Annotated in this window: 23 protein-coding genes; 17 read left to right on the top strand and 6 right to left on the bottom strand. The window is 41.5% G+C overall.

Going from position 1 to position 25,810, the window contains the following annotated elements; all coding sequences use genetic code 11:
* Positions 1-73: 73 nt before the first annotated feature.
* The 4 genes from B0H99_RS02840 to B0H99_RS02825 are packed head-to-tail and all read left to right on the top strand — an operon-like array spanning position 74 to position 5,166.
* The gene (locus tag B0H99_RS02840) at positions 74-1,051 is read left to right on the top strand and encodes a sugar ABC transporter substrate-binding protein (RefSeq protein WP_106532126.1); all 978 of its coding nucleotides are present in this window, start codon (positions 74-76) and stop codon (positions 1,049-1,051) included.
* Entirely contained in the window at positions 1,048-2,496 is a 1,449-nt protein-coding gene (locus B0H99_RS02835) for a sensor histidine kinase (RefSeq protein WP_106532125.1), read from the top strand. The genes B0H99_RS02840 and B0H99_RS02835 overlap by 4 nt, the downstream gene beginning before the upstream one ends.
* Entirely contained in the window at positions 2,489-4,048 is a 1,560-nt protein-coding gene (locus B0H99_RS02830) for a response regulator (RefSeq protein ID WP_106532124.1), read from the top strand. The genes B0H99_RS02835 and B0H99_RS02830 overlap by 8 nt, the downstream gene beginning before the upstream one ends.
* 17 nt (positions 4,049-4,065) lie before the next feature.
* On the top strand, positions 4,066-5,166 hold the full coding sequence (locus tag B0H99_RS02825; RefSeq protein ID WP_106532123.1) for a sugar ABC transporter substrate-binding protein: 1,101 nt from the start codon (positions 4,066-4,068) through the stop codon (positions 5,164-5,166).
* 48 nt (positions 5,167-5,214) lie between these two features.
* Here B0H99_RS02825 and B0H99_RS02820 read toward each other — a convergent pair whose 3' ends face one another.
* Positions 5,215-6,435 (bottom strand): EAL domain-containing protein, encoded by a 1,221-nt coding sequence (locus B0H99_RS02820; RefSeq protein WP_106532122.1) that lies wholly within the window; start codon positions 6,433-6,435, stop codon positions 5,215-5,217.
* 261 nt (positions 6,436-6,696) lie between these two features.
* On the opposite strand from B0H99_RS02820, the gene B0H99_RS02815 reads away from it, so the two are divergent.
* Positions 6,697-7,422: an SGNH/GDSL hydrolase family protein gene (locus B0H99_RS02815; protein ID WP_181313553.1), complete on the top strand. Its 726-nt coding sequence runs from the start codon at positions 6,697-6,699 to the stop codon at positions 7,420-7,422.
* A gap of 168 nt (positions 7,423-7,590) precedes the next feature.
* Here B0H99_RS02815 and B0H99_RS02810 read toward each other — a convergent pair whose 3' ends face one another.
* On the bottom strand, positions 7,591-8,415 hold the full coding sequence (locus B0H99_RS02810; RefSeq protein WP_106532120.1) for an STAS domain-containing protein: 825 nt from the start codon (positions 8,413-8,415) through the stop codon (positions 7,591-7,593).
* Between the two features lie 336 nt (positions 8,416-8,751).
* Between B0H99_RS02810 and B0H99_RS02805 the strand changes: the two genes are divergently transcribed.
* Positions 8,752-9,477 carry a helix-turn-helix domain-containing protein gene (locus tag B0H99_RS02805; protein ID WP_106532119.1) on the top strand — a complete coding sequence of 242 codons (726 nt, stop codon included), beginning with the start codon at positions 8,752-8,754 and terminating at the stop codon, positions 9,475-9,477.
* A 48-nt stretch (positions 9,478-9,525) separates the two neighbouring features.
* Here B0H99_RS02805 and B0H99_RS02800 read toward each other — a convergent pair whose 3' ends face one another.
* Both B0H99_RS02800 and B0H99_RS02795 read right to left on the bottom strand, forming a co-directional pair.
* Entirely contained in the window at positions 9,526-10,263 is a 738-nt protein-coding gene (locus B0H99_RS02800) for a hypothetical protein (RefSeq protein ID WP_106532118.1), read from the bottom strand.
* 190 nt (positions 10,264-10,453) lie between these two features.
* Positions 10,454-11,170, bottom strand: coding sequence for a 3-ketoacyl-ACP reductase (locus tag B0H99_RS02795; RefSeq protein ID WP_106532117.1), 717 nt, complete (start codon positions 11,168-11,170; stop codon positions 10,454-10,456).
* Positions 11,171-11,440: 270 nt separating this feature from the next.
* Here B0H99_RS02795 and B0H99_RS02790 point away from each other — a divergent pair, with 270 nt between their 5' ends.
* Positions 11,441-11,674 (top strand): hypothetical protein, encoded by a 234-nt coding sequence (locus tag B0H99_RS02790; protein WP_106532116.1) that lies wholly within the window; start codon positions 11,441-11,443, stop codon positions 11,672-11,674.
* A 68-nt stretch (positions 11,675-11,742) separates the two neighbouring features.
* Here B0H99_RS02790 and B0H99_RS02785 read toward each other — a convergent pair whose 3' ends face one another.
* Both B0H99_RS02785 and B0H99_RS02780 read right to left on the bottom strand, forming a co-directional pair.
* A complete protein-coding gene (locus B0H99_RS02785; protein ID WP_106532115.1) occupies positions 11,743-12,225 on the bottom strand; it encodes a DUF4188 domain-containing protein in 483 nt (160 codons plus the stop codon).
* 2 nt (positions 12,226-12,227) lie between these two features.
* Positions 12,228-12,782, bottom strand: a complete 555-nt coding sequence (locus B0H99_RS02780) for a PadR family transcriptional regulator (RefSeq protein WP_106532362.1) — start codon at positions 12,780-12,782, stop codon at positions 12,228-12,230.
* 145 nt (positions 12,783-12,927) lie between these two features.
* Here B0H99_RS02780 and B0H99_RS02775 point away from each other — a divergent pair, with 145 nt between their 5' ends.
* From B0H99_RS02775 to B0H99_RS02730, 10 genes are all read left to right on the top strand, one after another.
* Entirely contained in the window at positions 12,928-14,097 is a 1,170-nt protein-coding gene (locus B0H99_RS02775; protein ID WP_106532114.1) for a M20 peptidase aminoacylase family protein, read from the top strand.
* 313 nt (positions 14,098-14,410) lie between these two features.
* Positions 14,411-15,478 (top strand): YkvI family membrane protein, encoded by a 1,068-nt coding sequence (locus B0H99_RS02770; protein WP_106532113.1) that lies wholly within the window; start codon positions 14,411-14,413, stop codon positions 15,476-15,478.
* Positions 15,479-15,752: 274 nt separating this feature from the next.
* Positions 15,753-16,670 (top strand): DUF5996 family protein, encoded by a 918-nt coding sequence (locus tag B0H99_RS02765; protein ID WP_106532112.1) that lies wholly within the window; start codon positions 15,753-15,755, stop codon positions 16,668-16,670.
* Between the two features lie 180 nt (positions 16,671-16,850).
* Positions 16,851-17,993 carry an NADH-dependent flavin oxidoreductase gene (locus B0H99_RS02760; protein ID WP_106532111.1) on the top strand — a complete coding sequence of 381 codons (1,143 nt, stop codon included), beginning with the start codon at positions 16,851-16,853 and terminating at the stop codon, positions 17,991-17,993.
* Between the two features lie 375 nt (positions 17,994-18,368).
* Complete coding sequence (locus tag B0H99_RS02755; protein ID WP_106532110.1) at positions 18,369-20,732, top strand: glycoside hydrolase family 65 protein; 2,364 nt, start codon at positions 18,369-18,371, stop codon at positions 20,730-20,732.
* 108 nt (positions 20,733-20,840) lie between these two features.
* Complete coding sequence (locus B0H99_RS02750) at positions 20,841-22,082, top strand: sugar ABC transporter substrate-binding protein (protein WP_106532109.1); 1,242 nt, start codon at positions 20,841-20,843, stop codon at positions 22,080-22,082.
* A 155-nt stretch (positions 22,083-22,237) separates the two neighbouring features.
* On the top strand, positions 22,238-23,113 hold the full coding sequence (locus B0H99_RS02745; protein ID WP_106532108.1) for a carbohydrate ABC transporter permease: 876 nt from the start codon (positions 22,238-22,240) through the stop codon (positions 23,111-23,113).
* On the top strand, positions 23,113-23,949 hold the full coding sequence (locus B0H99_RS02740; protein ID WP_106532107.1) for a carbohydrate ABC transporter permease: 837 nt from the start codon (positions 23,113-23,115) through the stop codon (positions 23,947-23,949). The genes B0H99_RS02745 and B0H99_RS02740 overlap by 1 nt, the downstream gene beginning before the upstream one ends.
* A gap of 27 nt (positions 23,950-23,976) precedes the next feature.
* Positions 23,977-24,681 (top strand): YesL family protein, encoded by a 705-nt coding sequence (locus tag B0H99_RS02735; protein WP_106532106.1) that lies wholly within the window; start codon positions 23,977-23,979, stop codon positions 24,679-24,681.
* Between the two features lie 82 nt (positions 24,682-24,763).
* The gene (locus tag B0H99_RS02730) at positions 24,764-25,786 is read left to right on the top strand and encodes a LacI family DNA-binding transcriptional regulator (protein ID WP_106532105.1); all 1,023 of its coding nucleotides are present in this window, start codon (positions 24,764-24,766) and stop codon (positions 25,784-25,786) included.
* The last annotated feature ends 24 nt before the right edge of the window (positions 25,787-25,810 follow it).

Here is a 25,810-nt window from a genome sequence, read left to right as displayed (position 1 = left end):
AGAAGGTCTTGTGCATGCTTTAGCGTGTGGTATGATGAAAATAACTAACTATTCAAAAAAGGAGACACTCAACTTGCGAAAAACAGGCATAGTTTTATTGAGTTTCTTAGGCGTCGTCCTTTTTTATTTTACCTTTCAGTCGGCGGAAAAAGTATTTCGTTCGGATTGGGAAATGCCTGAACATGCCATTGAACCAGTCAATCAGCATCGCTTGATCCTTATCACCAAAAACTTGGATACGCCTTTCTGGAACCAAGTAGCACAAGGGGCTCGGGAACAAGCGCAAAAAGAAGGCGTCAGCCTGGAAGTATGGGGAAGCTATGGCAATAACCAAGAAGACTTTTTGGAGAAAATCGAGGTTGCAATTTATTCGAAAGTGGATGGCATTATTGTTCAAGGCATGAATTCACAAGCATTCAATGAATTGACGAAGATTAAAGCATCTTTTTATAATATCCCAATTATTACGATAGCTAATGATGCACCAATAGAAGAAAGCTTACGAAGGACTTATGTAGGTTCCGATCAATATTTGGCTGGGCAAATGATAGCCAAGCAATTGCTGGCTGATATGGGTTCAGCGGGCAAAGTTGTGTTGATGAGCGACAGCCAGCAAGAACATTATCAAAAGCAGCGGCTCCGCGGCATATCGGATATATTGAAAGACTATCCGGATGTTCAATTGGTCAATGCTGAGACCCTCGATTCAAGAGAGCAGATTATAGCAACAACACAAGATATATTGAACAGAGTCCCTGACGCCGATGCTTTTGTTGCAGTCAATGCTGATTTTACAGGGGTGATGGTTCAAGAAATCGGCAAACGCTTCCAGGTCGAGCCGTTTTATATTTACTCATTCGATGATGGATCGGATTCTTTGCCGCTGCTGGAACAAGGAAAGCTTGATGGCGTTATCGGACAATCCCCGGAAATGATGGGAACTGTAAGCGTTGAGTTGATCACTAAATGGCTGAGGGATGAATCGGTTCCTTTCGATAAAGAAGGGGTTCTTACCGATATTCGGATGCTGAAAGAGAAGGAAGCGCGATGAACAGAATCCAGAAAAAAATATGGTCGCTTACCTTAGTAGTGTTGTTCATCATGGCGATTATTTGGACTGCACTAACGTATTACAATCAGAAAACGCAGGATCAATACAATGCTATATTGCAGCGATATTTAAGCTTGAACGAAGTGACGGTCGCGAGCCAAGCACTTATTACCGACTTGAATGACTATTTGCTCCAGCCGTCTGAAGCAAATCTGAATCAGTTGAATGCCAGTAAAGCAGACGTCCAAAATGCGAAAGGCGATATCCTCATCCTGAAAAATGAAGACAACGAATTCGTGATGGCTAATTATATGAACTTAATAGACAGTTTGATGGAAACAACAGAGCGGTCGTTTATGTATCAGAACCAGCAGGAAACCGAAGCTTCAGCAAACGAGTTTTCCGAAGCGACGCGCATCTCGAATTATATATCTGAAACGACGCTGACGTTGATCGATACTGAATTGAAAACATATGAACGCCTTTACCGGCAAATCATCGAGCAATCAAATGAACTAAAAAACCTGGGAATTTGGCTGCTATTGCTTATAACTTTTTTGTTGCTGCTGATGTCATATTGGTTTTCAAAAAGCATTACAAAACCGGTTGAGAAGTTGACTCAGTCCGCTAATGAATTGGCAAAAGGAAGGTTCGATTTGCCAATCAAAGTTCAATCCAACGATGAAATTTCATTTCTTGCTGAAACGTTTGACCGGATGCGGGTCAATATCAACAATTTATTCTTGGAGATACAGGAAAAAGCGCAGCTTGAACATGAACTTCAACAAAACAAGTTGTTGCTGAAGGAAAGCCAACTACAAAGCCTGCAGAATCAGATTAATCCTCATTTCCTGTTCAATACACTGAATATCATGTCCAAAAAAGCCTACTTAGAAGGTGCAGAAGAAACGAGTGATTTACTTGTAAGTGTGGCAGGCTTGCTGCGCTATAACTTGAAACGCTTGGATAAGCCGGTGACGCTTCACGAAGAAGTGATTGTTTTGAAACAATACATGGAAATCCAAAAAGCAAGATTTACAGAACGTTTGCACTTGCATATGGAAATCGAAGAATCTTTTTTAGGTGTCCAAATCCCAGGATTGACCTTGCAGCCGATTATTGAAAATGCCGTCATCCATACAATCGAACCAGCTGAGGACGGCGGAAATATTTGGTTTCGCATTTTAGACAGCGGGGACATAGTAACGATTGAGATCGAAGATGACGGACAAGGAATGGCGAAAGAAAAAATCCAGCAAATCCTTAGAGGCGATTCTGGACAAACCGAGGGTCAGTCGACAGGAATTGGTTTCAGCAATGTTGTTAAGAGGCTCCGCCTTTTCTATGGCCAGGAAGACGTGATTGAAATTCAAAGCGTCATAGGGCAAGGGACGAACGTGAGGCTGAAAATACCGAAAAAGAGGAGAAATGACGGAAATGACTAAACTCCTAATTGTGGATGACGAACAAATCGAACGTCAAGGGCTGCAGATGATTTTGCAGAAAGCTTATCCAAATCTCGTCATTGAACAGTCCAAAAACGGTAAACTTGCAGTGGAAATGGTAGGGGAATTCAAGCCGGATTTAATCTTGATGGACATTAAGATGCCAGGCATGAGCGGCTTGGAAGCGGTTGAAAAGATCAGTGCCGAAAATCCCGCTATCAAATTTGTCATGGTGACAGCTTTTGACACGTTTGATTATGCACGGCAAGCGATTAAGCTTGGCGTAAAAGATTATTTATTGAAACCGAGCAAAGCGAGTGAAATCATCGCAACAGTCGGCAAAGTACTGAACCAAAACGAAGAAGAGCAAAAAGTTTTGGCCGTCAATAAATTGCAGCAGGATGCGCTGCAAAAAGCGCTGACGCTCGTTGAAACAGATGTGGTCACACAATTGCTGTTTGATCATGTCCATGAAGTGCATTTGGATATGTTGGTTGAAATGCTTGATATCCAGTCGACGAATGAAAAATTTGTCATGAGTGTATTGCTGATGGAAGGCTCAGCAAACCATTATTCGGCTATCAAAGAAAAAGTGCGCCAAACAAAAAGCGGCTGGGTCGGTGCTTTATATGGCCGCCAGCTGCCCATTATCGTATTCCGGGAAGCAGGGAAATCTTTTCGTTCGCAAGCCATTTCTTTAGCGAATGAAATTCTATCTGTTGCAAAAGCGGACGGAGAGACCGGCTGGTTTATCGGCATCGGAAATGTCTGTGGTTCACTTGACCAGATTCGGCAGTCGTACCAGGAGTCTTTGATTGCTACAATGGATTCAAGTCTTTCAGTGAAATATCGTTTTTATTCGGATGTCCCGGCTGCAGGAAATACCAAGTGCGGGCATCTGGCAAAGTTTGGAGAAAAAGAGCTGTTCGACCAAATCCGGCTGGGGGAGTGGGAACAAGTCACCCTTTATGCACTTGACTTGATTCAATGCTATGAGAACGAAGGAGCGGACCTCTTGCAAACGCAGCAGCATGTTCTGGAATTGCTGTGGATTGTTTCCAGGGTTATGGACGAGATCGGTATCGAGGCCGATAAACCGTTATTTTCCTTCCATGCACAAAACTACTGGCAACTTCGGCAGGAAACGAGCCGGTTGCTGGAGCGCATGAAGCAGTCCTACTTTGTTCATTATGGCAATCTCGAAGTGGATACCATTTATCAAATCAAACAATACATCATGGAACATTCCCATAAAGATATTTCGCTGGAGGCCTTGGCTCAAAAAGTGAGACTCAGCCCAATATACATCAGTAAAATGTTCAAAGAAAAATTGGGCGTCAATTATATCGATTTTCTGACAGAATGCCGAATTGAGAAAGCGAAAAAAATGCTTGGCGATCCCGCAAAGAGCATCAAGGAAATCACATTTGAGGTGGGCTATCACGAACCAAACTACTTTAGCAAAGTCTTTAAGAAAATAGTAGCGGTTTCCCCTAAAGAATACAGAAAAACTCTGCTAAGCAAAAAAAGTCTGCCCGTTGTGGAGAAATAACAGAAAGGGGGAGTCCGATGGGACGGTTTTCTATTGGCTTTAAAGTTGTGCTGTTCTTGCTTGCTTTGATATTTGCTTTATCCGCATGCCAGGAGGACGAAATTGGTGAAAGAGTAGTCCAGCAAAAAGTTTCCCCCGAACCATCTACTGAGGTGAAAAAGGCTGGAGCTGCAAATGAAAAGATTAAAATCGGTTTTTCCATGGATACCTTGTTGGAGGAGCGGTGGTTGAAAGATAGGGACTTGTTTAAAAAAGAAGTCGAAGCATTAGGGGCGGAAATCGAGATACTGGCAGCAAATGGAGACGATGCTCTGCAAATTTCCCAGGCGGAATCCATGATCAGTGAAGGCGTAGATCTTTTGGTAGTGGTGCCGCATAACGCGGAAGCCACTGCAGCGATTGTCCACAAAGCCCATAAAGCCGGCATCAAGGTTATTGCATATGATCGCTTGATAAAAAATGCCGATGTTGATCTGTACGTTTCCTTTGATAATGAAAAAGTGGGAGAATTGCAGGCTATGGCGATGACCCAACTGGTTCCGGCAGGGAACTATGTCTATATTGGCGGCGCAGACACGGACAACAATGCCCATCTGTTAAAAAAAGGCGTATTTAACGTATTGAAGCCTTTCATAGAGAGCGGGAAAATCACAGTCACATATGACCAATGGACAAAAGATTGGTCGCCTGCCAATGCAGAGGCGAATATGGCAGCCGCACTTGAAGCTAACGGCAGTCAAATTGACGCAGTTATTGCAGCGAACGATGCTACAGCAGCAGGCATTATCAAAGCACTTGAAGCAAAAGGGCTAGCGGGGAAAATTCCGGTTGCAGGGCAAGATGCGGAACTCGCTGGTGTGCGGAGGATCGTTGAAGGCACTCAGAGCATGACGGTATACAAACCGATAAAATTGCTGACAAAAGAATCAGCTGAACTTGTCGTCCGGCTGGCAAAAGGAGGCAGCGTAACCGCTGGACAAGAGATCAACAACGGAAAAGTGGAAGTGCCGGCAATTTTGCTGCCTCCGATTGCCGTCGACCAAGCCAATATTGACAGCACCATTATCGCGGACGGATTTCATTCGGAAGAAGACGTTTACGGAAAAGAAGAAAAGTAAAAGAGGCGCAGAGGAGACCGATCGATTCCTCTGCACCTCTTTTCTATCTTACTGGAAATACAAATAATCATTTTCCAACAGAAAAGCGTAACTGATATCAATAAATAAAAAAAACTGGTCGGACAACGGATAGCTGAAAGTACGGACCATCTCACCGGTTTCTATATCCGAGTACGTGTCAGATAGGATGCCTTTGTGCCAGGTTTTCATATGCATCGTATTCTCCAGGAAATAGGGGCGAAACGCCCAATGAGAACCTTGTTGATCCTTTTCTGTTTCCCACACCTGGAGCCGTTTTCTAAAGTTTGAAGAAACCTGCTGGCCATTGCTGTCGCAGATATAAATACGGAAACTTTCATCATCGAAGGAATTTTTCGCCACTTCTATAAAAGCATCAGCCGTTTCAGGCCCTTGCCATTGAGTTGAGAGTTTTTTTATTTTTTCCTCACAAGCCAGCGTAAATGCCAACCGACTTTCAACACGGGATTTTTCCAACTGCACAAACGCCTTTACTTTTTCGCCGACATCGACTGATACAAAATCAGTTGATAAAAAGTTGAAATCCGGATTTGCTAAATAAAATCCTTGATAATAATGGCCGCCATGTTTCCAGGCGAAGTAGAGCTGGTGATTGTCTTCAATATTCTCATAAGCTAATTTCGCGCCAATTCGGCGAGCCAAAACTGACAAGGAGTATATAATGTCTTGAAAAACTTCCTGCTTATGTTGGCGGCTGATGCTTGTGTCGATTTTTAGAATGTGGGGTTTAAGCTGCCGGATACGATCTATATTTGAGCTCTTTGCGCCCACATGGTCTACCGCAATTTGAATTCCATAAGTTTTGTAGTAAATCAGCAGGTGCTCTAGCATGCCAAAATCTTCATCAAAATCATGTTCTGTAATTTCCAAAACAATTCGGTTCATCGCGAAGCCTTGTTTCTCGAAAACTTTTAAAGCTTGCAAAAAGTCTTCGCCGCTGTTTACTAATAGCTGTTTGGCATTGCGGTTGATGAACAGAGAAGATTCGTTCTTTTCTTCGAGCATTTTGCTGACCGCCAAATGCAAAAGGTGTTGGTCGACTTCGATTTTATATTCATCTGGAACATCGTTATCATGAAAAAAATCACCCAAACTGATCCAGTCACCGCTTTCAGATTGATAACGCCCAAGTACTTCGTAGCCGATCACATCATGCTTGACTGCACTTATAATAGGTTGGTAGACAGGACGAACTTTATGTAAGTTTTCGAGTATTTCTAATGGATCCAAAGGATTTCCCCCTTCCCGCAAGTTTCAGATTGGCTGAGTTGAAATAAGAAAGTTAAAATGGAGGAAACGAGCTACTCTTCGGGATGAAACGGGAATAGAAAGAAAAGCAATCGTTTATTACAATATAATATCTCGGCTTATTTCATCCCTTTTACAATAGGCTTTCCTAATTGTAACTAAGTTAACAGAATTTTTCAAAGTTATTCGAACAATAAACGTTAACTGTTAATCCAAAGAGCAATCCAAAAAAGAGGTGGAAGAGTGAAAAAGAACATAGCATTAATTGCAACGCTCATCTTATTCGGTACAGCAGCATGTGGACAGGAAGAAATCGATTCTTCTGTCGCTTATGTAGCTCTTGGCGATTCACTGGCAGCAGGGCAGACCCCTTACTCAGAAATTGACGCTGGCTATGCAGATATAATTGCCGAAGAACTTGAAAACAAAGAACAATTGGCAAGATACACAAAAGATTTAGCGGTACCGGGTTATACGACAGAAGATATACTTCAGCAGCTGGATTCAAAAGAAGCACAAGAGACCGTGCAGTCAGCGGATCTAATTACAATTTCTGCCGGAGCTAATGATCTCCTGCGCTTAGTAAGGCTAAATCCAGCTAACGGCGAAGTGGAATTTGATGAAGTGCAAGTAGAAGCGGAACTGGGGAATATTCGCAGCAATATGGATACTATGCTGGCCAATTTGAAAACCCAGGCACCAGAAGCTCATATCTATGTCATGGGGTATTACTTTCCATTTCCTCATCTGCAAGAAGAACAGAAAGCGGAGCTTGCGGTTAAGCTGGACCAATTGAATGAAACATTGGAACAAGTTGCTGAACAACAAGACGCTGATTTTATTCCGGTAGATGATGTTTTTGGAAATGATGCCACAGATAAACTTCCCAATGCTTCCGATATTCACCCAAATAACGAAGGGTACGCAGCAATGGCAGATGCTTTTTTGGAAAGATACGAAAGCCAATAATCAACTGCGTTTCTGTTTTTAAATAGAGATGCCTATAGGAAAAAAAAGGGTTGCCCTAAAAGAGGCAGTTGTCCATTCCCATCTATATGTACTCTGTATATAAAAATCCAGTGGAGTGATACTCCACTGGATTTTTTTGAAAATTTTGAGAAAGCTTCTGTTATGTCTTTAAACTACAAGGTATTCTTTTAATGCTTGCTGTAACGTACCAAGTGTTTTGGTTTTATGGTCAAAGGATAAATCCATATGAATCATTTTCCGGACAACCTCTGCCCGTAATCCTGTAATGATGGTTTTACAGCCCATCATTGCTGTACCGTCAATAATTTTCATCAAATGGTGAATCACTTCTGGTTCCATATCAGCAATTCCCGACAAGTCCATGATCAATGTTTGAATGCGGGATCTGCCGATTTCCATCAACACTTTTTCTTCAAGGATTGAAGTGCGGAACGAATCCACTGAACCGATCAATGGCAAAATGCAGACAGATGTATTGATGGGGATAATCGGAACAGATAAGTTTTCCACTAATTCGCGGTGAGCCAACAGCAAAGCATCTTTGTATGTAGAATAATTTATGAAAAATGTATTTAGGAACGCATCAACTCGAGAATTAATGTCTTTCTCCATTTGGAAAAAGTCAAATACTACTCTGTTTTCTTTTGCGTCATTATATTGTTGGATAAACGTCCAGAGCGAACGACGTATAGCTTGCACCCACTCCAATTTGAAAGACAACTCCATGGAATGTGTTGCCCAAGCAATCCCTTCTTGTTTTGCAAACAAAGCCAATTCTTCTTCGTTTCCTTCAATAATATAAATGACCAATTTATGTGCGTTAGCTACCAAATCAATATTGCCAACAGCAAGAATTTCATTGATTCGATCTTTTACATTGACTGCCTCAGCCAATAATTTCTCATCAAATGCTTCTTGATATTTTTCGAAAAAAGACCTAATATCTTTGGAATTTTGTATTGCGTCTGCCATTTTTTCTTCTCCTCTATAGTTAATTTTTCATAAAAAGTAATACGTTATCCTTTTATTTAATCATAATCTTGAAAAGATGCAAATTTTTTTTGTAATCGATTGCATTGTTGGAAAGACTTGTCTACACGCATCTTTAAAATTTAAAGAAGTCAAAGTTGGATCTAAACTAAAAGGACTAAAGTGGTGTGAGAAAAAGATAGAATTTTAGAAGGTTTACATAATAGATGGGCAATTTGATCTAATCATCTCGTTTTGTTTTTTCAAAAAAATATAGTTTTCAGAATTGAAACTAACTATAATAGAGCCTATAGCTTAGGTAAGAAAAGAGGTGCTTCTATGAATATTTTAGAGGAATTCGGAAAACGGGTAAAAGAACTTCGTTTGAAAACTGGGATAACCCAAGAGGCGCTGGCAATACGTGCAGAACTGGACCGCTCATATGTCGGGGCAATCGAAAGAGGCACAAAAAATCTATCGCTGCTGAATATTGAGAAATTGGCAAATGCGCTTGATGTGGATTTACCTTACTTATTTGAACATGAAAGTTTCGCTCCACGCTGTGCTTTGCTGAAAAAAGAAATGAAAAAGCCTTTAGAAAAAAGGTTCATTTGCGAGGTGGATGTGAACGAACAAGTTATCGCTTGGCGTGTTGCAGGACCTCTTAGTGAATATGACGCCAGGAAGCTAGCAAAAGAAATCAAAAACAAGGCCATGTTGCTTCGAAAAGGAGAAATCAAGCTGTTGATCGATAATCGTTCGATGATGGTCGATGGCCAGCCTTTTGTTTTTGCGCCTGAGGTTTATGATGTATGGGAAGAACTCCAACAATGGTTGTGCCCTTATCTTGATCAAGTGGTCGTGCTTTGCAACTCCACGTTCATGAAGAATCAACTTGACAGACTGGCAAAAAGAAGCGGAATTGCGGTTCTTTCCAAACACATCTACAATGAAGAAATTGAAAAAAGCAATAAGAAAGCCCTGGCATTGTTGGGCATATCAAAGTCGCGCATTTTAGTGGAAACGACGGTTGAAATCGATCAAGAATCCAAAGTTCTAGTATAAAAAAGAAAGCCAATTCGTTAAGCAGTGAGGGAACGAATTGGCCTTTTTTTATAGAATTAGTTGGAGAAGACCGCCAATCGAGATAAGCCCAACGGAAAAAGCAAGAAAGCTGCTCTTTTTTTGTTCAGGCAATTCATCGTTCAAGATATTCAGGATTACACCACCGGTCAGGAACGAAGAAAGAATGGCAATTGTAAGCGCACTAGTATGAGTTAATTCATTGAGCAGCCAGCCGACTAAGACGGAAAAGGCGAGAATCCAACGCCCCGCTTTTATATATAAATCTTCATGGGTCAAATGAAGAACCCGGCTATTGGCGATAAAATGAAAAGAGAAAACGATAAAATAAACAACATAAGCGGCAATGTTATCACCGCTCAAGTATGGGAGCAGATAGCCAAGCAAACCGTTATACAAAGCAAAGGTTAGGATATGAAGGATAAAAATATGTTCTTGCGGACGTGTTAAATTTTTTTCGTTTTCATTTTTTCGCTGCGACTTATCATTCAGTTTATCGATTCCGTAAAAAAGTGCGATTCCAAGCAAAGCAAGCAAGTAAGCGAAATAATCGAGGTGTTCGAATAGCAGAGGCAAATGTGCTTTTTCTACAACAACTTCATAATGGGCAAGTTCGGGCACTAGGTGCAGAAAAACATAGGCGATTGAGCCGCCTGAAACTAGAGATAATAGGACATTTTTTTGAGGCGTGTTCAAGAACTTGATGTAATGCGTATTAATGTGAACGAACATAAAGCCGAGGATTACCAACAAGCTTGGCACAAACATGGGAGTTCCTCCTTCCATCTGAATGGATAAAGTTCTTCTCTAGTTATTACCCCTTTTAGACAATATATATCGTCTTCAATAAATAATATAAGAAAGCTATCAAAAAAAGAGCTATTCCATAAGCTAAGAAGTTAACATACGGCAACAGCTCTTTTTCAAATTGGTCAAATCATTTTAAAGTGAATTTTGTTTATGGATTGGTCGACCATAAAGCAGCGGATTTCAAAAGAATACGTGGATGAAGTTTCAATTGTGCCACCATGACTTCTGCCAAATCCTCCGGCTGCATTACATTTTCTGGATTGCCGGTGATCAAGTTTTCCGCATAAGCCAAATCCGTCACGACTGTGCTAGGCGTTAATGCGCTGACACGGATATTATGCTTTCTTACTTCAAGCATCAACGATTCTGTAAGGCCAAGCACTCCGAATTTAGAAGCGCTATAAGCACTGGTAACAGGGGCTCCTTTTTGCCCGGACGTGGAAGAGATGTTGATGATATCACCGGATTGTCTTTCAATCATTTCTGGCAGAACAGCTCTTGTAACATAATAAAGTCCCATCAAGTTCACATCAATGATATTTTTGAATTCTTCAGTAGAAAGTTCAAGAAACTTTCCAAACTTCCCGATGCCTGCATTGTTGATCAGAATATCGATTGGTCCAAGGTCCGATTTGATTTGATCAACTGCTGCAATGACAGCGTTATTATCCGCTACATCAGCCACTGCAGTTGAGACTTTAACTCCAAATTGTTGAAGTTCTTTTGCCACTTCCTCAAGATTAGCAGCTGTTCTTCCAAGCAACCCTACATGAATGCCTTCTTGAGCGAAAGCGATGGCAGTTGCACGGCCAATCCCTTTGCCCGCCCCTGTAATTAAGGCAGTCTTGCCATTTAAGTTCTGCATAATATCCACTCCTTATCATCTATAAATTACATATAGGAGTATAACAATTAGAAAACAGTAAATCTAAAGAAAGGGCCTAGATTTTGAATTACATTTTTTACACTCTAATGATAAGTGCATTTTTGGGTTGCCCCATTTTTCCGGTTAAGCACTTTACTGATAAAGAGACTTTGCTGAAGGTTGAACGAAAAAGTTTCAATTCATAGTTTTATCTGAAGACCGCAGGGTAGTTTAACAATAAGAGAATATAAAGGAAAAGGAGGAATGCAGATGAATGCAGATCAATTATTGGCAACAGCTGACGTGGAATCGGTTGATTCGGCGCTGAAAGAATATGGGGATAATGCTTCGATTTTGGTGCACCCTGAAATGCTGAACCGCATGATGGAACATTTTCCAGATATTTTTACGAAACAAGGGGAAACCATTCACTATAGAAGCACTCATGCAATTTCAGTCCATAACGGAAAAGACGGTGCAATCGAAGTTTTGGAAGTAGGGTGAAAACCAGCCATTCTCAGTCGAGGATGGCTGGTTTTGTTTTAGGGAATCCTTTAAAAGTGTGTATCTTATTACGCGTGCTGTTTTTTCTGCAGCCGTTTACGGGCGGAGTCGGTGGCGGAATTGACGGGCTCCATGCCCAGTGCTTTGGCAAGTCCAAACGTCGGCATATTGCCGTAAATTGCTTCGAACTGGTCGGGGCGTATGATATAAGTTTCGTGGTAAATGCCGACCGCATCATTATTGCCAACTTTTTTGTTGAAATTTTTCCAGGCAATTAAATGCTTCTGCCCTTTCGCGTATGCCATTAAATCGTTCTCAGAGCGCCAATACTGGACCATGAGGGTTGTACGAAAACCGAAAAAATTTTCCATGGATAAACAACCTAATTCCTTACGGCTATATAGCTCCTTGATCATAGGCGGCATCGCGGTGAATACCGGCCACCATTTATGGACTGCCCACCATTTATTGATTCGTGTTCCGATAATAAAAACAACAATGCTTTCTTCGTGTGCAACAGTATACCTGCCAGGAAAAACTTGAGCGCTCATTGTTAGCCCTCCTTATGAAATAATACTTCCTTCGTCTCTTCGCACCAATCGATTGCTGCTTGGGTGGTCCTTAATCCGTAATTCAACGTAATAAGCCAAAACGGGGCATCTTCTTCAGCTGATAAACGAGTAGTGATCATTTCTTTGATTGCTTCATAGGTTTCGTAACGGGAGACAAGCTTTTCTTGGTAATTTTCCAAATGGTGATGAGTCGACTCCAAATCTTGATGGCGGCTGAAAAATAATTTTAGCAGAAGTTCGTTTTTTTCGAGCGGGAGTTCAGTGATTGGTTGAGCAAGCCAACGTTTAAGCGCCTCCGTTCCTTCGTCAGTGATTTTATACTCTTTTTTATCCGGTTTTCCTTCTTGCGCCAAATCTTGGACTTCGGCATACCCGTTATCCAATAGCAGCTTCAATGTAGGGTAAATTTGGCCATAGCTGATTTTCCAAAAATGGTTCAAGCTTCCATCAATCATTTGTTTCATGGAATAACCTGTATCGCAGCCAATAGTCAACAGTCCTAACAGTGCATATTGAGTATTGTTTTCCCGAGTAATAAAAACCACCTCTATATCTTATAGATATATATCTTTATGATATAAGAAAAATATACTCTAAATGCGTTGAAAAGTAAACAGATATATCAGGTAATTATGATAAAATGAAAAAAGCTATAGAAGAAGAAACAATAGGAGGAACGTAATGAAAGCGTCCTTGCAGGAAATAGAACCAATCATTAAAGAGGTGTTCAATCATCTGCATAATCACCCGGAGATTAGTTGGCAGGAAGTCGAAACAACAAAGTATTTGAAAAAATTTTTAGAGAAAGAAGGCTTTACAGTTGAAGGGTTTGATGATTCTACGGGACTTGTAGTGACTGTCGGAAGCGGAAAACCATGCATCGGCCTTCGTACCGACATTGATGCGTTGTGGCAAGAAGTCGATGGCACGTACCAGGCAAACCATTCGTGTGGGCATGATGCCCATATGGCAATAGTAGTCGGGGGGTTGCTTGTCTTAAGAAAAATTGGCATTCCAAAAACAGGCCAGTTGAAAGTGGTGTTTCAACCGGCGGAGGAAAAAGGAAATGGCGCATTAGCGTTAATCGATAAAGGTGTTGTGGATGACATAGATTACTTATATGGAGTCCATCTTCGCCCAGTACAAGAAATAAGCCATGGCTATTCAGCTCCAGCCATCCTAAACGGTGCAGCCCGCATGTTAAAAGGTTCAATCAAAGGAACGGATGCCCACGGCGCAAGGCCGCATCAAGGACAAAACGCTATTGAAGTGATGGCGCTGCTTGTTCATGCAATCCGAACGATTCATGTTGATCCTATGGTTCCGCATTCAGCGAAAATGACTATGTTCCAGGCTGGCGGTGAATCGGCAAATATCATTCCCGGAACCGGCATTTTTAGTATTGATGTCCGTGCTCAATCGAATGAAGTGATTGAAAAACTGATGGTTCAGGTGAAAAAAGCGGTCGAATCCGTGGCTGAACTGGCTGATGTTAAAATCAGCCTTGAGACGACTGCAGAAATAGCGGCAGCTCAAGTAGACCAAACCGCGGTGGAACTTATGGCTGCTGCCATAAAAGAGACCGTAGGTGAGGAATTCCTGGCACCGCCGATAGTTACACCTGGCGGAGAAGATTTTCACTATTACACATTAAAGCGTCCGACTATTAAAGCGACGATGCTTGGGCTTGGGTGTGATTTGGCGCCTGGATTGCATCATCCGAAAATGGCTTTCAACCAGGATAGTTTGTTGACCGGTATCGAGATATTAACGCGTGTAGTTGTCCGCTCATTCAAACATTTGGAGAACAAAAACGCGAATGATGAAAAAGCGGAAGTAACTCTTAAATAATACCCATAGAAAAGCCGCCCTATCAAATGGCGGCTTTTTTCTGTGAAGTAAAAGAGTCTTCTGTCCTTTTCTGCAAATATTAGGATATACCCTGTTAAAGGAAGAGATTGGTAACAGACAGTGCTTTTTAGTCTTTTCTTTTATGCAGTTTAATTAGTAAAAAGTTTTTGATTGATTGTGTATGGGCAGGACAGTAAGAATGACGGGTTGAGGTGACGGATGAATATGTTACCCTTAACATGAGGTACTAATTACGAAGATATGTAGATGAAATGTTTCTTTTGCTGCTGGAACATGAGGAATGGAGGAAAAGATGAATAGAAGTTTAAAAATGGGAAGTGCATTTATCGGCATTGTTGTTGGAGCGGGTTTTGCTTCAGGACAGGAGGTTTTGCAATACTTCACGAGTTTCGGGTACTGGGGAATGGGCGGCGCTTTGCTGGCCATGCTGTTGTTTGGTTACTTAGGAATGATATTGACAGGCCTCGGCAGCCGGATGCAGACAGTTTCTCATGAAGAGGTCGTTTATTCAATTAGCGGAAAGTTTATCGGAAAGATCATTGACTATACATTGATTTTGACATTGTTTGGAGTATTGGTTGTCATGATTGCCGGAGCCGGTTCGATTTTCTCGCAGCAATTTGGCTTACCTGGCGCTTTTGGCCGGGCGCTGATGACAGGGTTAGTCATTATCACCATCATGATGAACGTTAAGAAAGTTATTGCGATTATTGGCAGCATCACACCTTTTTTAATTTTGATGATTATTGGAATCGTAGTTTACAGTATTGCCACTAAAGATTTAAGTTTTGCGGCGCTGGAACCAATTGCTGAATCTCAATTATCTGCTGCACCGAATTGGATATTGGCAGCCGTTAATTATGTTTCTCTGTCTATTGCGCTGTGCACATCAATGGCGCTTGTAATGGGTGGCGCAGAAAAAAATGTTAAAGTTGCGAGACGAGGCGGACTGATTGGCGGGCTCGGATTTGGCTTTTTGCTTTTCTTAAGTTCTTTAGCCATTTTCGCTAAAGTGGATGTGGTTGGCGGAACGGACTTGCCAATGCTGAGAATAGCGGATAACTTATCACCGGTGATTGGACTAGTGATGGCCATGGTTATTTTCTGTATGATTTATAACACTGCAGTTAGTATGCTTCTTTCTTTTTCCGCACGTTTTGCCAGTATTGGAACCCCGCGGTTTAAAATCTTTGTCACGGTCTTTGGCGTTATTGCCTTCTTTTTAAGTTTTGTCGGTTTTACAAAACTGGTTAACTGGTTTTATCCTGCAGTTGGCTATATGGGGCTGATTCTAATCGCTTCGCTTATTTTAGCTGATTTGCGGAAGCCTAAAAAACTACTGAAAAAAACTAAGTTATAATTTTGATTGGGCATTTTATAAAAAGCATTTAACTGCAGCAAAGGGAAAACTGCAAAAAAGGCCTTAGAAGGCCTTTTTGTTTTGAGAAATTACAGGAGCATTAACTGGCAACAGCTAGAAAAAGGAAAACATAAGGGCCATGCAGAAATAGTAGGGGTTGATGTCCGGCATTTGGATTCTATCTTAGAATGGGGGAAGCGGACGCCATAAAAAAAGAACTTTTGCAAAATCTGACCTTCGTATCTTAGACTACCAGGCGAAAGGGGAAAAGCATATGGAATTGATCAGGTATTCCGAGTGGAAAGATACAAAGACCACATTGCACTTGCTGTCTCAAATACTGGGGAAGATCCGGTTGGAAGTCGCTCATCAAGAACCGCAGTGGGCACATGTGATGTTGCCGTTAACTGCAGATGGGTTTTCCACAGGCCTTCTTTATAGTGAAAATCACATGTTTCAAGTAGATGTAGATGTTCGAAACAGCGCTTTACATGTTCAAGTCGATGGAAAGAAGAAGTCCATAGGGCTGAAAAATGGCACGCCAATCAAATCATATTATGAGTTTACCTTCCAAACCTTAGAACAGTTCGGAGTTCCGGTCAGTATCTACCCAAAACCGCAGGAAATGTCTATTCAAGTTCCGCTTGACCAAGATACCGAACATAGCACCTACATTCCCGAAGATGCGTTGCGCGGTCTTGAACTTTTTCATTTTGCTGTACAGGAAGAGTTGAAATTTGTTGGGCCATTGCGTTGCCGAAAGGTGAAGCCCGGACTCTTTTGGGGAACTTTTGATATTTCGGCTATCATTATCCAAAATATATCCGAACCTTTTCCGTTGGACAAAGTGATTGAAAAAGCCGCTTTTGATGAACAATTTATTGAATATGGATTTTGGTTAGGGGATGACAAGGTGGAGGTTCCGAGTTTTTTCGTATTGCCTTATCCTTTTCTGTATAAAGATATGAATGCCGCATCTTTAGAACCTGAGGAAGCTTATTACGACCAGGAGGTCAGCGAGTATTTCTTGAACATGGAAGCAGTCCTTGCATCGTCGGACGCCAGCAATCATGTTCAGCGTTTCTTCCATACAACGTTTGATATTTTGTCTGCTGAATTAAAATGGGAAAACTGTGATTATTACCGAAATCCGTTACTGATGAAAAGCCAGCCCACAATTTCAAAAAAATAAAGATGGTTACGGAGCCCCAAAAAACTGAAAATGGGAACGCCAGAAAAAGGATGTCAGTGAAAAATTTCATTGATGTTCTTTTTCTGTATGGAAAACCAAGTTCAATTCATTGAATTCGAGATTTTTATATGTTATTTTGATATATAAATTTATGGAAGAACTAATAAAAAAATCAATGGTATGAAAAGAGGAAATCCTATCAACTCACAATACAATTCTTTATTCCAACCGATTACTCTGCCAAACGGCGCCATCTTGAAAGATCGTCTAGGTGTTGCGCCGATGACTACTTATTCGGGAAATCCAGACGGTACAGTCTCGGAGTCAGAACTTACTTATTATAAACGCCGCTCGAATATCGGCGATCTGTATATCTCTGCTTGTATCGCCATTTCAGAAAATGGCATTGCCTTCCCAAATCAGTTTATTGGATTTGATGATCGCGTCATGCCGAGTTTGAAGGATTTGGCTTCACATATGAAAGCCAATGGCAGTAAAGCTATCGTCCAAATGCAGCACGGAGGCAGACACGGCCAGCCCGAGTTGATAACAACAAACGAAACGGTAGCCCCAAGTGCCGTCACAACACCGAACAGCCCGGTAGCACCGCGTGAATTGACAAGTGAAGAAATTCACTCGATCATCCGAGATTTCGGCGAAACAACAAAAAGAGTTATTGAAGCTGGATTTGACGGTGTGGAAATCCATGGAGCGAATCATTATTTGCTTCAGCAATTTGTTTCTTCTTATTTTAATCGGCGTGAAGACGAATGGGGCGGAACACTTCAAAATCGCTTGAAGTTCTCCCTTGCTGTCTTGAAGGAAGTTCAAGAAACTGCAGCAAAATATGCAGATGACAGTTTTATCATTGGGTACCGGGTGTCACCGGAAGAAATTCACGGCGAAACAGTCGGCTATACACTAGCAGAAACAAAAGTGCTTGTTGACTTATTGATTGGAGAGGGCGTCCATTACATCCATACTTCGCTGTTCGATTTTAAAACACCGCCAGCAGGCATCAATCAAGAAGGAAGCATTGTAAGCATTTTGTCTGACCACATTAACGGCCGTGTGCCGTTGGTTGTGGTAGGCAGTGTTAAGACGCCGCAAGATGCTTTGGAAGCATTGCAAGAAGGGGCGGATATTGTTGCAATGGGACGCCAGGCGCTAATCGATCCCGAATGGACAGAAAAAGTTAAAGCCGGAAGTGAAGATGAAATTTTTACCGCTATTCCTAAAGCAAGAGTAGGGAAATTGGATATTCCAGAGTCGATGTGGAACATGATTACATCCTACGGAATGGTTCAGGTAGCAGAGGAGTAAAATTCAAAAGGCCATGAAGAGAAATCTCTCTTCATGGCCTTTTGACTGTTTTCTATATTATTATCTTTATTCGAACGCTCTTAGGTTTTCTTAAATGAAAAGAAGGGAATAGGCTAGATTGGGTCTCGCGAAAAGACCTCTAGATAAACCAGAGGCAGGACTTTTTGGGTCTAAACTCTTGAGATTTTGGGAATATATTGACTATTTAATAAAATAGTCGTATACTTGCCCTTGAAAGCGCTTTACTTTTGTCGTGCTTTAGTGTTTTGTTAAACGCTTCTTTTGGACGTTTTAAACAAAGCATATATATTTTTAATTCTTACTAAAACGTTTTCGTAAAGTTTCGACGCATCAGACAGAAAGGGGACTCTCAAAATGATGGAGTATAACCAGGGCACTGGAGAGTTCGAAAATTGGATTGTCTCAGAGACCGGTTTTTCGTCCGACTATTTAGGGAAATGCGAAGCCATTATGTCGCTGGGCAATGGCTATATGGGAATGCGTTCGGCAACTGAAGAACCATACATAAAAGAACAAAGGAACTGGTTTGTTAATGGAACATTCAATAAAGCGCAAGTAAATGAAGTGACTGAGCTGCCCAATCTAGCAGATATTACCCGCATCGACATTCGCGTGGACGGGGAGCGATTTAGCTTAGAATATGGAAAAACAGAAGAATATGTGCGCCAGTTGAACTTGAAAACGGCTGAACTGTCCAGAAGTTTTGAATGGATCTCGCCAAAAGGCAAAAAGCTGCGGTTTCATTTCAAGCGCTTTGTGTCCTTGAGCAACCTGCATTTGACGGCTTCAAAAATAGAAGTTGAAAGTTTATCCCATCAGGTCGCAGTTTCTTTAGATTCCGGCATTAATGCTCAAATGACCAATTCAGGATCTCAGCATTTTATGGAAGGTGAACGGAGAGTTTTTGATAAGCAGCTGATTCAACTGGTTCAGACAACAAATGAATCTCAGGTAGATGTGGTCATTAATACGACCCATGACGTTAAGGTGAACGGAGAAGAAGTAGAGGTCGATCCAGACATGGATATGGAACGGCGCAAAGTGTGGTTAAGTTATGAGTTTGTTCTTCAGCCGAACGATCGGCTTGAAGTAGAGAAAGTTACAACAGTCCATACAAGCCGCGACTGGGATGCAATGGAAGCGGAATATGATCTGCAGCAGCTGCGCGAGTCTTCTTTAGGAAATTTGAAACTGCACGCCCTTCAAGGCTATGATTCACTTTTTGAAGCGCATCAACAGGTTTGGAAACAACAAGTTTGGGATGTTTATGATATCCAGATTGATAGTAACAATTCTTATGATCAGCTGGCATTGCGTTTTGCGCTTTATCACTTGACGATCATGACGCCAGCGCATGACGTGCGAATGGGAATCGGCGCTAAAGGCTTGAGCGGTGAAGGCTACAAAGGCCACTCGTTTTGGGATACGGAAGTGTTCATCCTGCCATTTTTTATTTTTTCCAATCCTGCCGTAGCGAAATCGTTGCTGACGTATCGCTACCTCGGGTTGGCTGGAGCGAGAGCAAAAGCCCGTGAAAATGGCTATAGCGGCGCCATGTATCCGTGGGAAATGGCTTGGCCGACCGATGGGGAAGTAACGCCTATATGGGGTGATATCGATATCGTTACAGGAGAGCAATCCCGTATCTGGTCTGGCGCAATCGAGCAACATATTTCGGCGGATATCGCTTTCGCAGTTTATCAATACACTGAAGTGACAAAAGACGAGGGATTTTTGGACAAGTACGGATACGAGATGGTGTTTGATACAGCAAAATTCTGGGCGAGCCGCCTGGAATGGAACGAACAAAGAGGGCTCTTCGAAATTACAGATGTTATTGGACCGGATGAATATAAAGAGCACGTCAACAATAATGCCTTTACAAATTATATGGCCTATTTCAACTTGAAACTGGCAATGCGTTATTATGAAAAACTGGCCAAGCATAAACCGGAGTTATTAGGAAAACTCGATGTTCCTATGGGATTAAGTACCGCTTACCAAGAATGGCAGGAGAAAGCAGAAAAGCTTTTCTTGCCGGAACCGGGTGAAAAAGATGGTGTGATTCCGCAAGATGACACGTATCTGCAGCTAGAAGAAATTGATCTCACAAAATACAAAAATCAGGAAAGAGTAAGGACCATTTATCGGGATTATAATTCCGGACAGATCAACCTTCTCCAAGTGACGAAACAAGCAGACGCTTTGATTTTGCTGTACCTGCTGGAGCAAACATTCCTGCGCGACGATCCGCGCATTTCAGCAGATGTCAAAAAAGCCAGCTTCCACTATTACGAACCGAAAACTCTGCATGATTCATCGCTAAGTTTGGTCACACACGCCATTCTTGCAAACGATATTGGCGAATACAGTTTGGCTTACTCCCTTTTCCAGAAATCGGCTGAGATTGATTTGGGTCCACAGATGGATACGTCTGATGAAGGCATCCATGCTGCGTCAATCGGCGGAATCTGGAAAGCTGCCGTCTTTGGGTTTGCTGGCATCCGGCTGATTGACGGGCGGCTCCGAATTGATCCTAAGCTGCCGAAGCAATGGCACCGGATGAAATTCCATATTAAATGGCAAGGGCATTCTCTTGCAATCGTCATTACGCCAACTATGCTTTCGGTAAAAGCGGATAGCGAAAAATCATTCGAATTCGAAGCCGGTGCCACGATCCATAAATGCAAAGGTTCTATCGAAGTTCCGCTCTCTTAAAGGCAGCGGGAAACAGATTAAGAAACAAAAAATTTGTGTTGGTAGTTATAAAATGAATTTTTCATTTTATTTACTATAGTAGTCCAAATCATATAAGGGGGAATTCATATGAAATTCCAGAAAAAATCGTTAGGCAGTCTAGTATTGGTGTTAGTCTTGCTTTTGTTGGCTGCATGCGGAGGACAAGAAGAAAGTTCACCTAGCGGTGAAGAAGGAGGATCAGCGGAGAAAATTACGATTTTCCAAAGCAAAGTGGAAATTTCTGATCAGCTGCAAGCCTTGGCTAAAGAGTATACAGATGAAACAGGTGTTGAAGTTGAAGTGTTGGGGACAACAGGAGATGACTATTTCCAGCAATTGCAAATCCGTTTAAACAGCAATCAAGGTCCATCTATTTTCAGCCTGCAACATGCGATGGAAGCTGAAAAACTAAAATCATACATTGCTGATTTGAGCTCGGAAGAATATGTAAAAGACATTGCACCTAATATGGAGTTGAAACTGGAAGACAAAGTTGTCGGCATTCCTTACGGTGTTGAAGGATTCGGTATGATTTACAACAAGGATCTTGTAAAACCGGAAGATGTGAAAGATTTGGCTTCATTCACAAGCACATTAGAAAAATTCAAAGGGCAAGACATCAACGGATTCAGCCTTGCTCAAGATGCTTACTTCTTGATTGGCCACATCAGCAACTATCCATTCTCGTTGCAGGCGGACCCGACAGATTTTATCAGCAAATTGAACGCTGGCGAAGTGACAATGGCGCAAACTCCTGAGTTTCAGGAATTCGGCCAATTTATGGAAGCGATTAAAACAAATACACCTACTCCATTGAGCGTATCTTATGACCAGCAAATCGGTGATTTTGCATCAGGCAAAACGGCTATGATCCATCAAGGGAACTGGGCTTCAGGCATGCTCCAGGAATTCGACGTGGACTTTGAATATGGCATGCTGCCATTTCCATTGATGGGCAATGACAAATTAGCAGTAGGAACAGGAAATAACTGGGCCATCAACAGCCAAAAAGAAGAAGGCGAGATTCAAGCCGCTAAAGATTTCTTGAACTGGATGCATACAAGCGACACAGGCAAGCGATATATTGTAGAGGAATTCGGATTTGTTCCAGCTCTTACAACAATTGAACCAGGCGACTTGGATCCGTTGTCGCAAGCAGTTTCTGAAGCTTCAAACAGCGGTGAAACTATTCCATGGGCACAAAACGCATTCCCTGCAAACATCGTTCCAAACAACTTGACTCCATTTGCACAAAAGTTCTTCTCTGAAGACATGAATGGTGAACAATTTGTTGAAGAATTTGATAAAGCGTGGCAAAGCGCTCAATAATACAACAAATCAATTTAACTAAGGACTATGGACACGCCATTGCGGCGTGTCCAATCCTTACTTTATTCCGTTTTAGCAGCTAGGCATGTGCCTGACCGGAAAACCATTACTCGATAGTCATCAACAATAGAATTTACTGGAAAGAAGGGGTGGACATGGCAAGCAAGAACAAGAAATTATGGTATGCACTATTTACTGCACCTCTATTGATCATTTTTATAACTGTAGTAATTATTCCATTCATTATCGGTATTTATTATGCGTTTTTCCAATGGGATGGCATAGCGGCCAATCCGAAAGTGTTTGTGGGAATGGAGAATTTCACAAAATTATTACAGGATGAACGATTCCTCAATTCGGCATGGCTTACAATTTTGTTTACGGTCTTATCGGTTATCACAATTAATGTTGTTGGACTATCTTTCGCACTGCTGGTCACATCCAAATTACGGACTTCCAACATTGCGCGGACGATGCTGTTTATGCCGTATTTGATTGGCGGTTTGATCCTGGGTTACATTTGGCAGTTTGTTTTCCTGGACGTGTTTGAATTTTTTGGCGAACTGACTGGATTGAACACAGTCTTTTTCAACTGGCTGATAGATCCGCAATTTTCATTATATGGATTAGTGTTTGTTTTCACTTGGCAAATGGCTGGATATATCATGATCATCTATATCGCGGGGCTTCAAGGAATCCCGAATGATGTGGTGGAAGCTTCTAAGATTGACGGAGCAACTCCATGGCAGCGGTTCAGCAGAATCACATTGCCTCTTTTAATGCCTGCTCTGACGATTTCTTTGTTTTTAACGCTTTCTTCCGCATTTAAGATTTATGACGTTAACTTATCGCTGACAGGCGGAGGGCCGGCAAACTCTACAGAAATGTTTGCTATGAATATTTACAATGAAATTTTTGGCAGCGGAAATTATGGGTTTGGACAAGCAAAAGCGATTGTCTTTTTCTTGATCGTAGCTGCAATTACGTTGACGCAAGTGTACCTTACGAAGAAACGGGAGGTCGAAATGTGATGAAAAAAGTAGGGAAAGTTATAAAAGATGTCTTGCTTGTTTTGCTCGCACTTGCCTTCTTGTCTCCTATCTATATCATCTTCGTAAACTCTTTCAAAGACCGACAGGAACTTTACGACAATGCTTTATCCTTGCCGACCAATTTCAGTCTGCAATACTATTTGCAAGCAATGGAGAAAATGAACTTTTTAAGTGCTATTGTAAACTCGCTTTATATTACCATCGTATCTGTTATCATCATTGTCGTTTTATCTTCTATGACTGCATGGATGCTAGTGCGGACAAACAATAAATTAAGCACGGTTATCTTTATGACGTTCATCGCAACAATGCTTATTCCGTTTCAAACGCTTATGATGCCTTTGATGCAATTTATGAGCTCGATTACAAATAATTTGAACATTCCTATCTACAATACGCGGGAAGGGCTTATTTTCATGAATGTCGGATTCCACGCGAGTCTGTCGGTTTTCCTTTATCATGGATTCATCAAATCCATCCCTATTACGCTTGAAGAAGCAGCTACGATAGATGGGGCAACAAAATTCGGTGTTTTCTGGAGAATCATTTTCCCAATGCTAAAACCTATTACAGCCACGGTTATGATATTGAACGTAATTAGCATCTGGAACGATTTTCTTTTGCCATCTTTGACGTTAATCGATACGAGTCTCAGAACTATTCCGCTATCAACTTTTTATTTCTTTGGAGAGTTTTCAATTCAATGGAACCTGGCAATGGCCGGTTTAACATTGACGATTATTCCCGTCATCATTTTCTATGCACTTGCTCAAAAACACATTATCAAAGGAATTGGAGAAGGGGCAGTCAAATAAGCCTCCTTCTCATCAGGAGGGAATATCATGCGTGACTTTTCAGGTCTAACGGAAACTTTATATATAGCCACTGAATGGATCATGCGGTTTTCGGTTGTCAATGTGTTATGGTTCTTCCTTAATATTCCCATCTTTTTTACGATCATCAGTATTTTCTTTGGCAATTCTGAACAATCTTCTTTTGTTTATCTCCTGCCGCTAATTGTGCTGGTGCCTTTGTTGTTTTTCCCAAGCACTGCTGCCGTGTTTGCTATGGCACGGGACTGGATCATAAAAAAAGATCAAGCTTCCTTAATTAAATCTTATTTTTTGCACTTCAAGGTGAATTTTAAGAAAAGCTTTTTGTCCGGTCTGGTATTGACCGCTGCTTGGCTTGTCTGGATCCTGGATTTTTCGTTTTTCAAAAACGAAAGCGATTTGCTGAGAGTAGTGTTTATAGTCCTTGGCTTAATCTTACTGGTCCTTACTATCAACTTTTTTTCTTTAAATGCCCATTATCAGATGAATATAAAAGAGCTGTTGAAAAATACTTTTTTTGTAACCTTAGGCAATCCGCTGCTAAGCCTTTTTATCTTAGTGAGCAACTTGTCGTTGTTTTATGTAAGTATGACTGAGCTTTTGTTTTTAGTGCCGCTTTTTGCAGGTACAATCAGTGCGTTTCTTTCCTTTTTGGCTTTTTATCGTTTCTCTTTAAAAGTTGAGAAAAAGGCGTTGGGAAACAAAGAAGGGTGATTGATTGAAAAGGGTGGACCGCGTTTTCTCTAAATGGACTTTATGCATTGTACCTATTATTTTTCAGGAAGTGATGTTGAGGATGGCTACTATCAAAGATGTTGCCAAAAAAGCCGGGGTATCAATCAGTGTAGTTTCAAAAACTTATAATAATTATGTGGATGTAAGTGAAGAAACGCGCCAGCGCATTTTCGCTGTCGCAAAAGAACTGAATTATACACCGAATATTGTAGCGAAAAACCTGTCTTCAAAAAAACAAATGACATTTGGTCTGATTTCTTCAGGAGTCCTTAATGACAACATAAAAGACAATAATGCGTTCGATATATTCAAAGGGGTTTACCGCGAAATTTCAGAAAGCCGCTTTGAGTTGTCGATAAATCTTATTGATACTCAAAAACAGAAACAGCAAAGCTACGTTCAATATTGCCGGGAGCGCAATATTGGCGGTGCGATTTTGCAAGGAATACGCACAGATGACCCATACTACAAAGAATTGATCGATACGGACATTCCGTGTGTTGTGCTCGATATTATGAACGAAACTGAAAACGGCATGATTGGCAGCGTTTCCATCAACAATGCGCAAGCGGGCAAGGAAATAACGCTCTACCTGCTGGAACGGAATCATCGCAACCTTGTCATCATTGGAGGGACCGAAGAAACATATGTGAACAAAGAACGGATGAAAGGAGTTGAAGAGGCGTTAGTTGCTCATGGCATGAAATTGAGCGATGTAGATGTCTTGGATGCCGATTTTTCCGAAGAAACAGCATATCAGTTAAGCAAAGCGTATTTGCAGAAAAAGCAGCCGACGGCCTTTTTATGTTTTAGCGATTTGATGGCTTTTGGAGTTATGTCGGCAGTGAAAGAAGCTGGCCTGCAAATACCTGAAGATGTTTCAGTGACCGGATTTGACGATTTGGTTTTCAGTAGTTTCACCCAACCACCGCTGACAACGATTCAGCAAGATTTTGTCGAAATCGGAGGAGTGGCTGCCCGTCTGCTTCAAGACATAAAAGAAAATAAATTGGAGCGCCAGCACATTTGGGTCAAGCATCAATTAATGGCGCGGGGAAGCGTAAGAACACTACCAAGCGATTAGGTGCTTGAAAAAGAGAGGAATCTA

The organism is Planomicrobium soli (assembly GCF_003014655.1).
In the GTDB taxonomy this organism is placed as follows: domain Bacteria; phylum Bacillota; class Bacilli; order Bacillales_A; family Planococcaceae; genus Planococcus; species Planococcus soli_B.
This window is presented reverse-complemented; position numbering and strand designations above follow the sequence as displayed.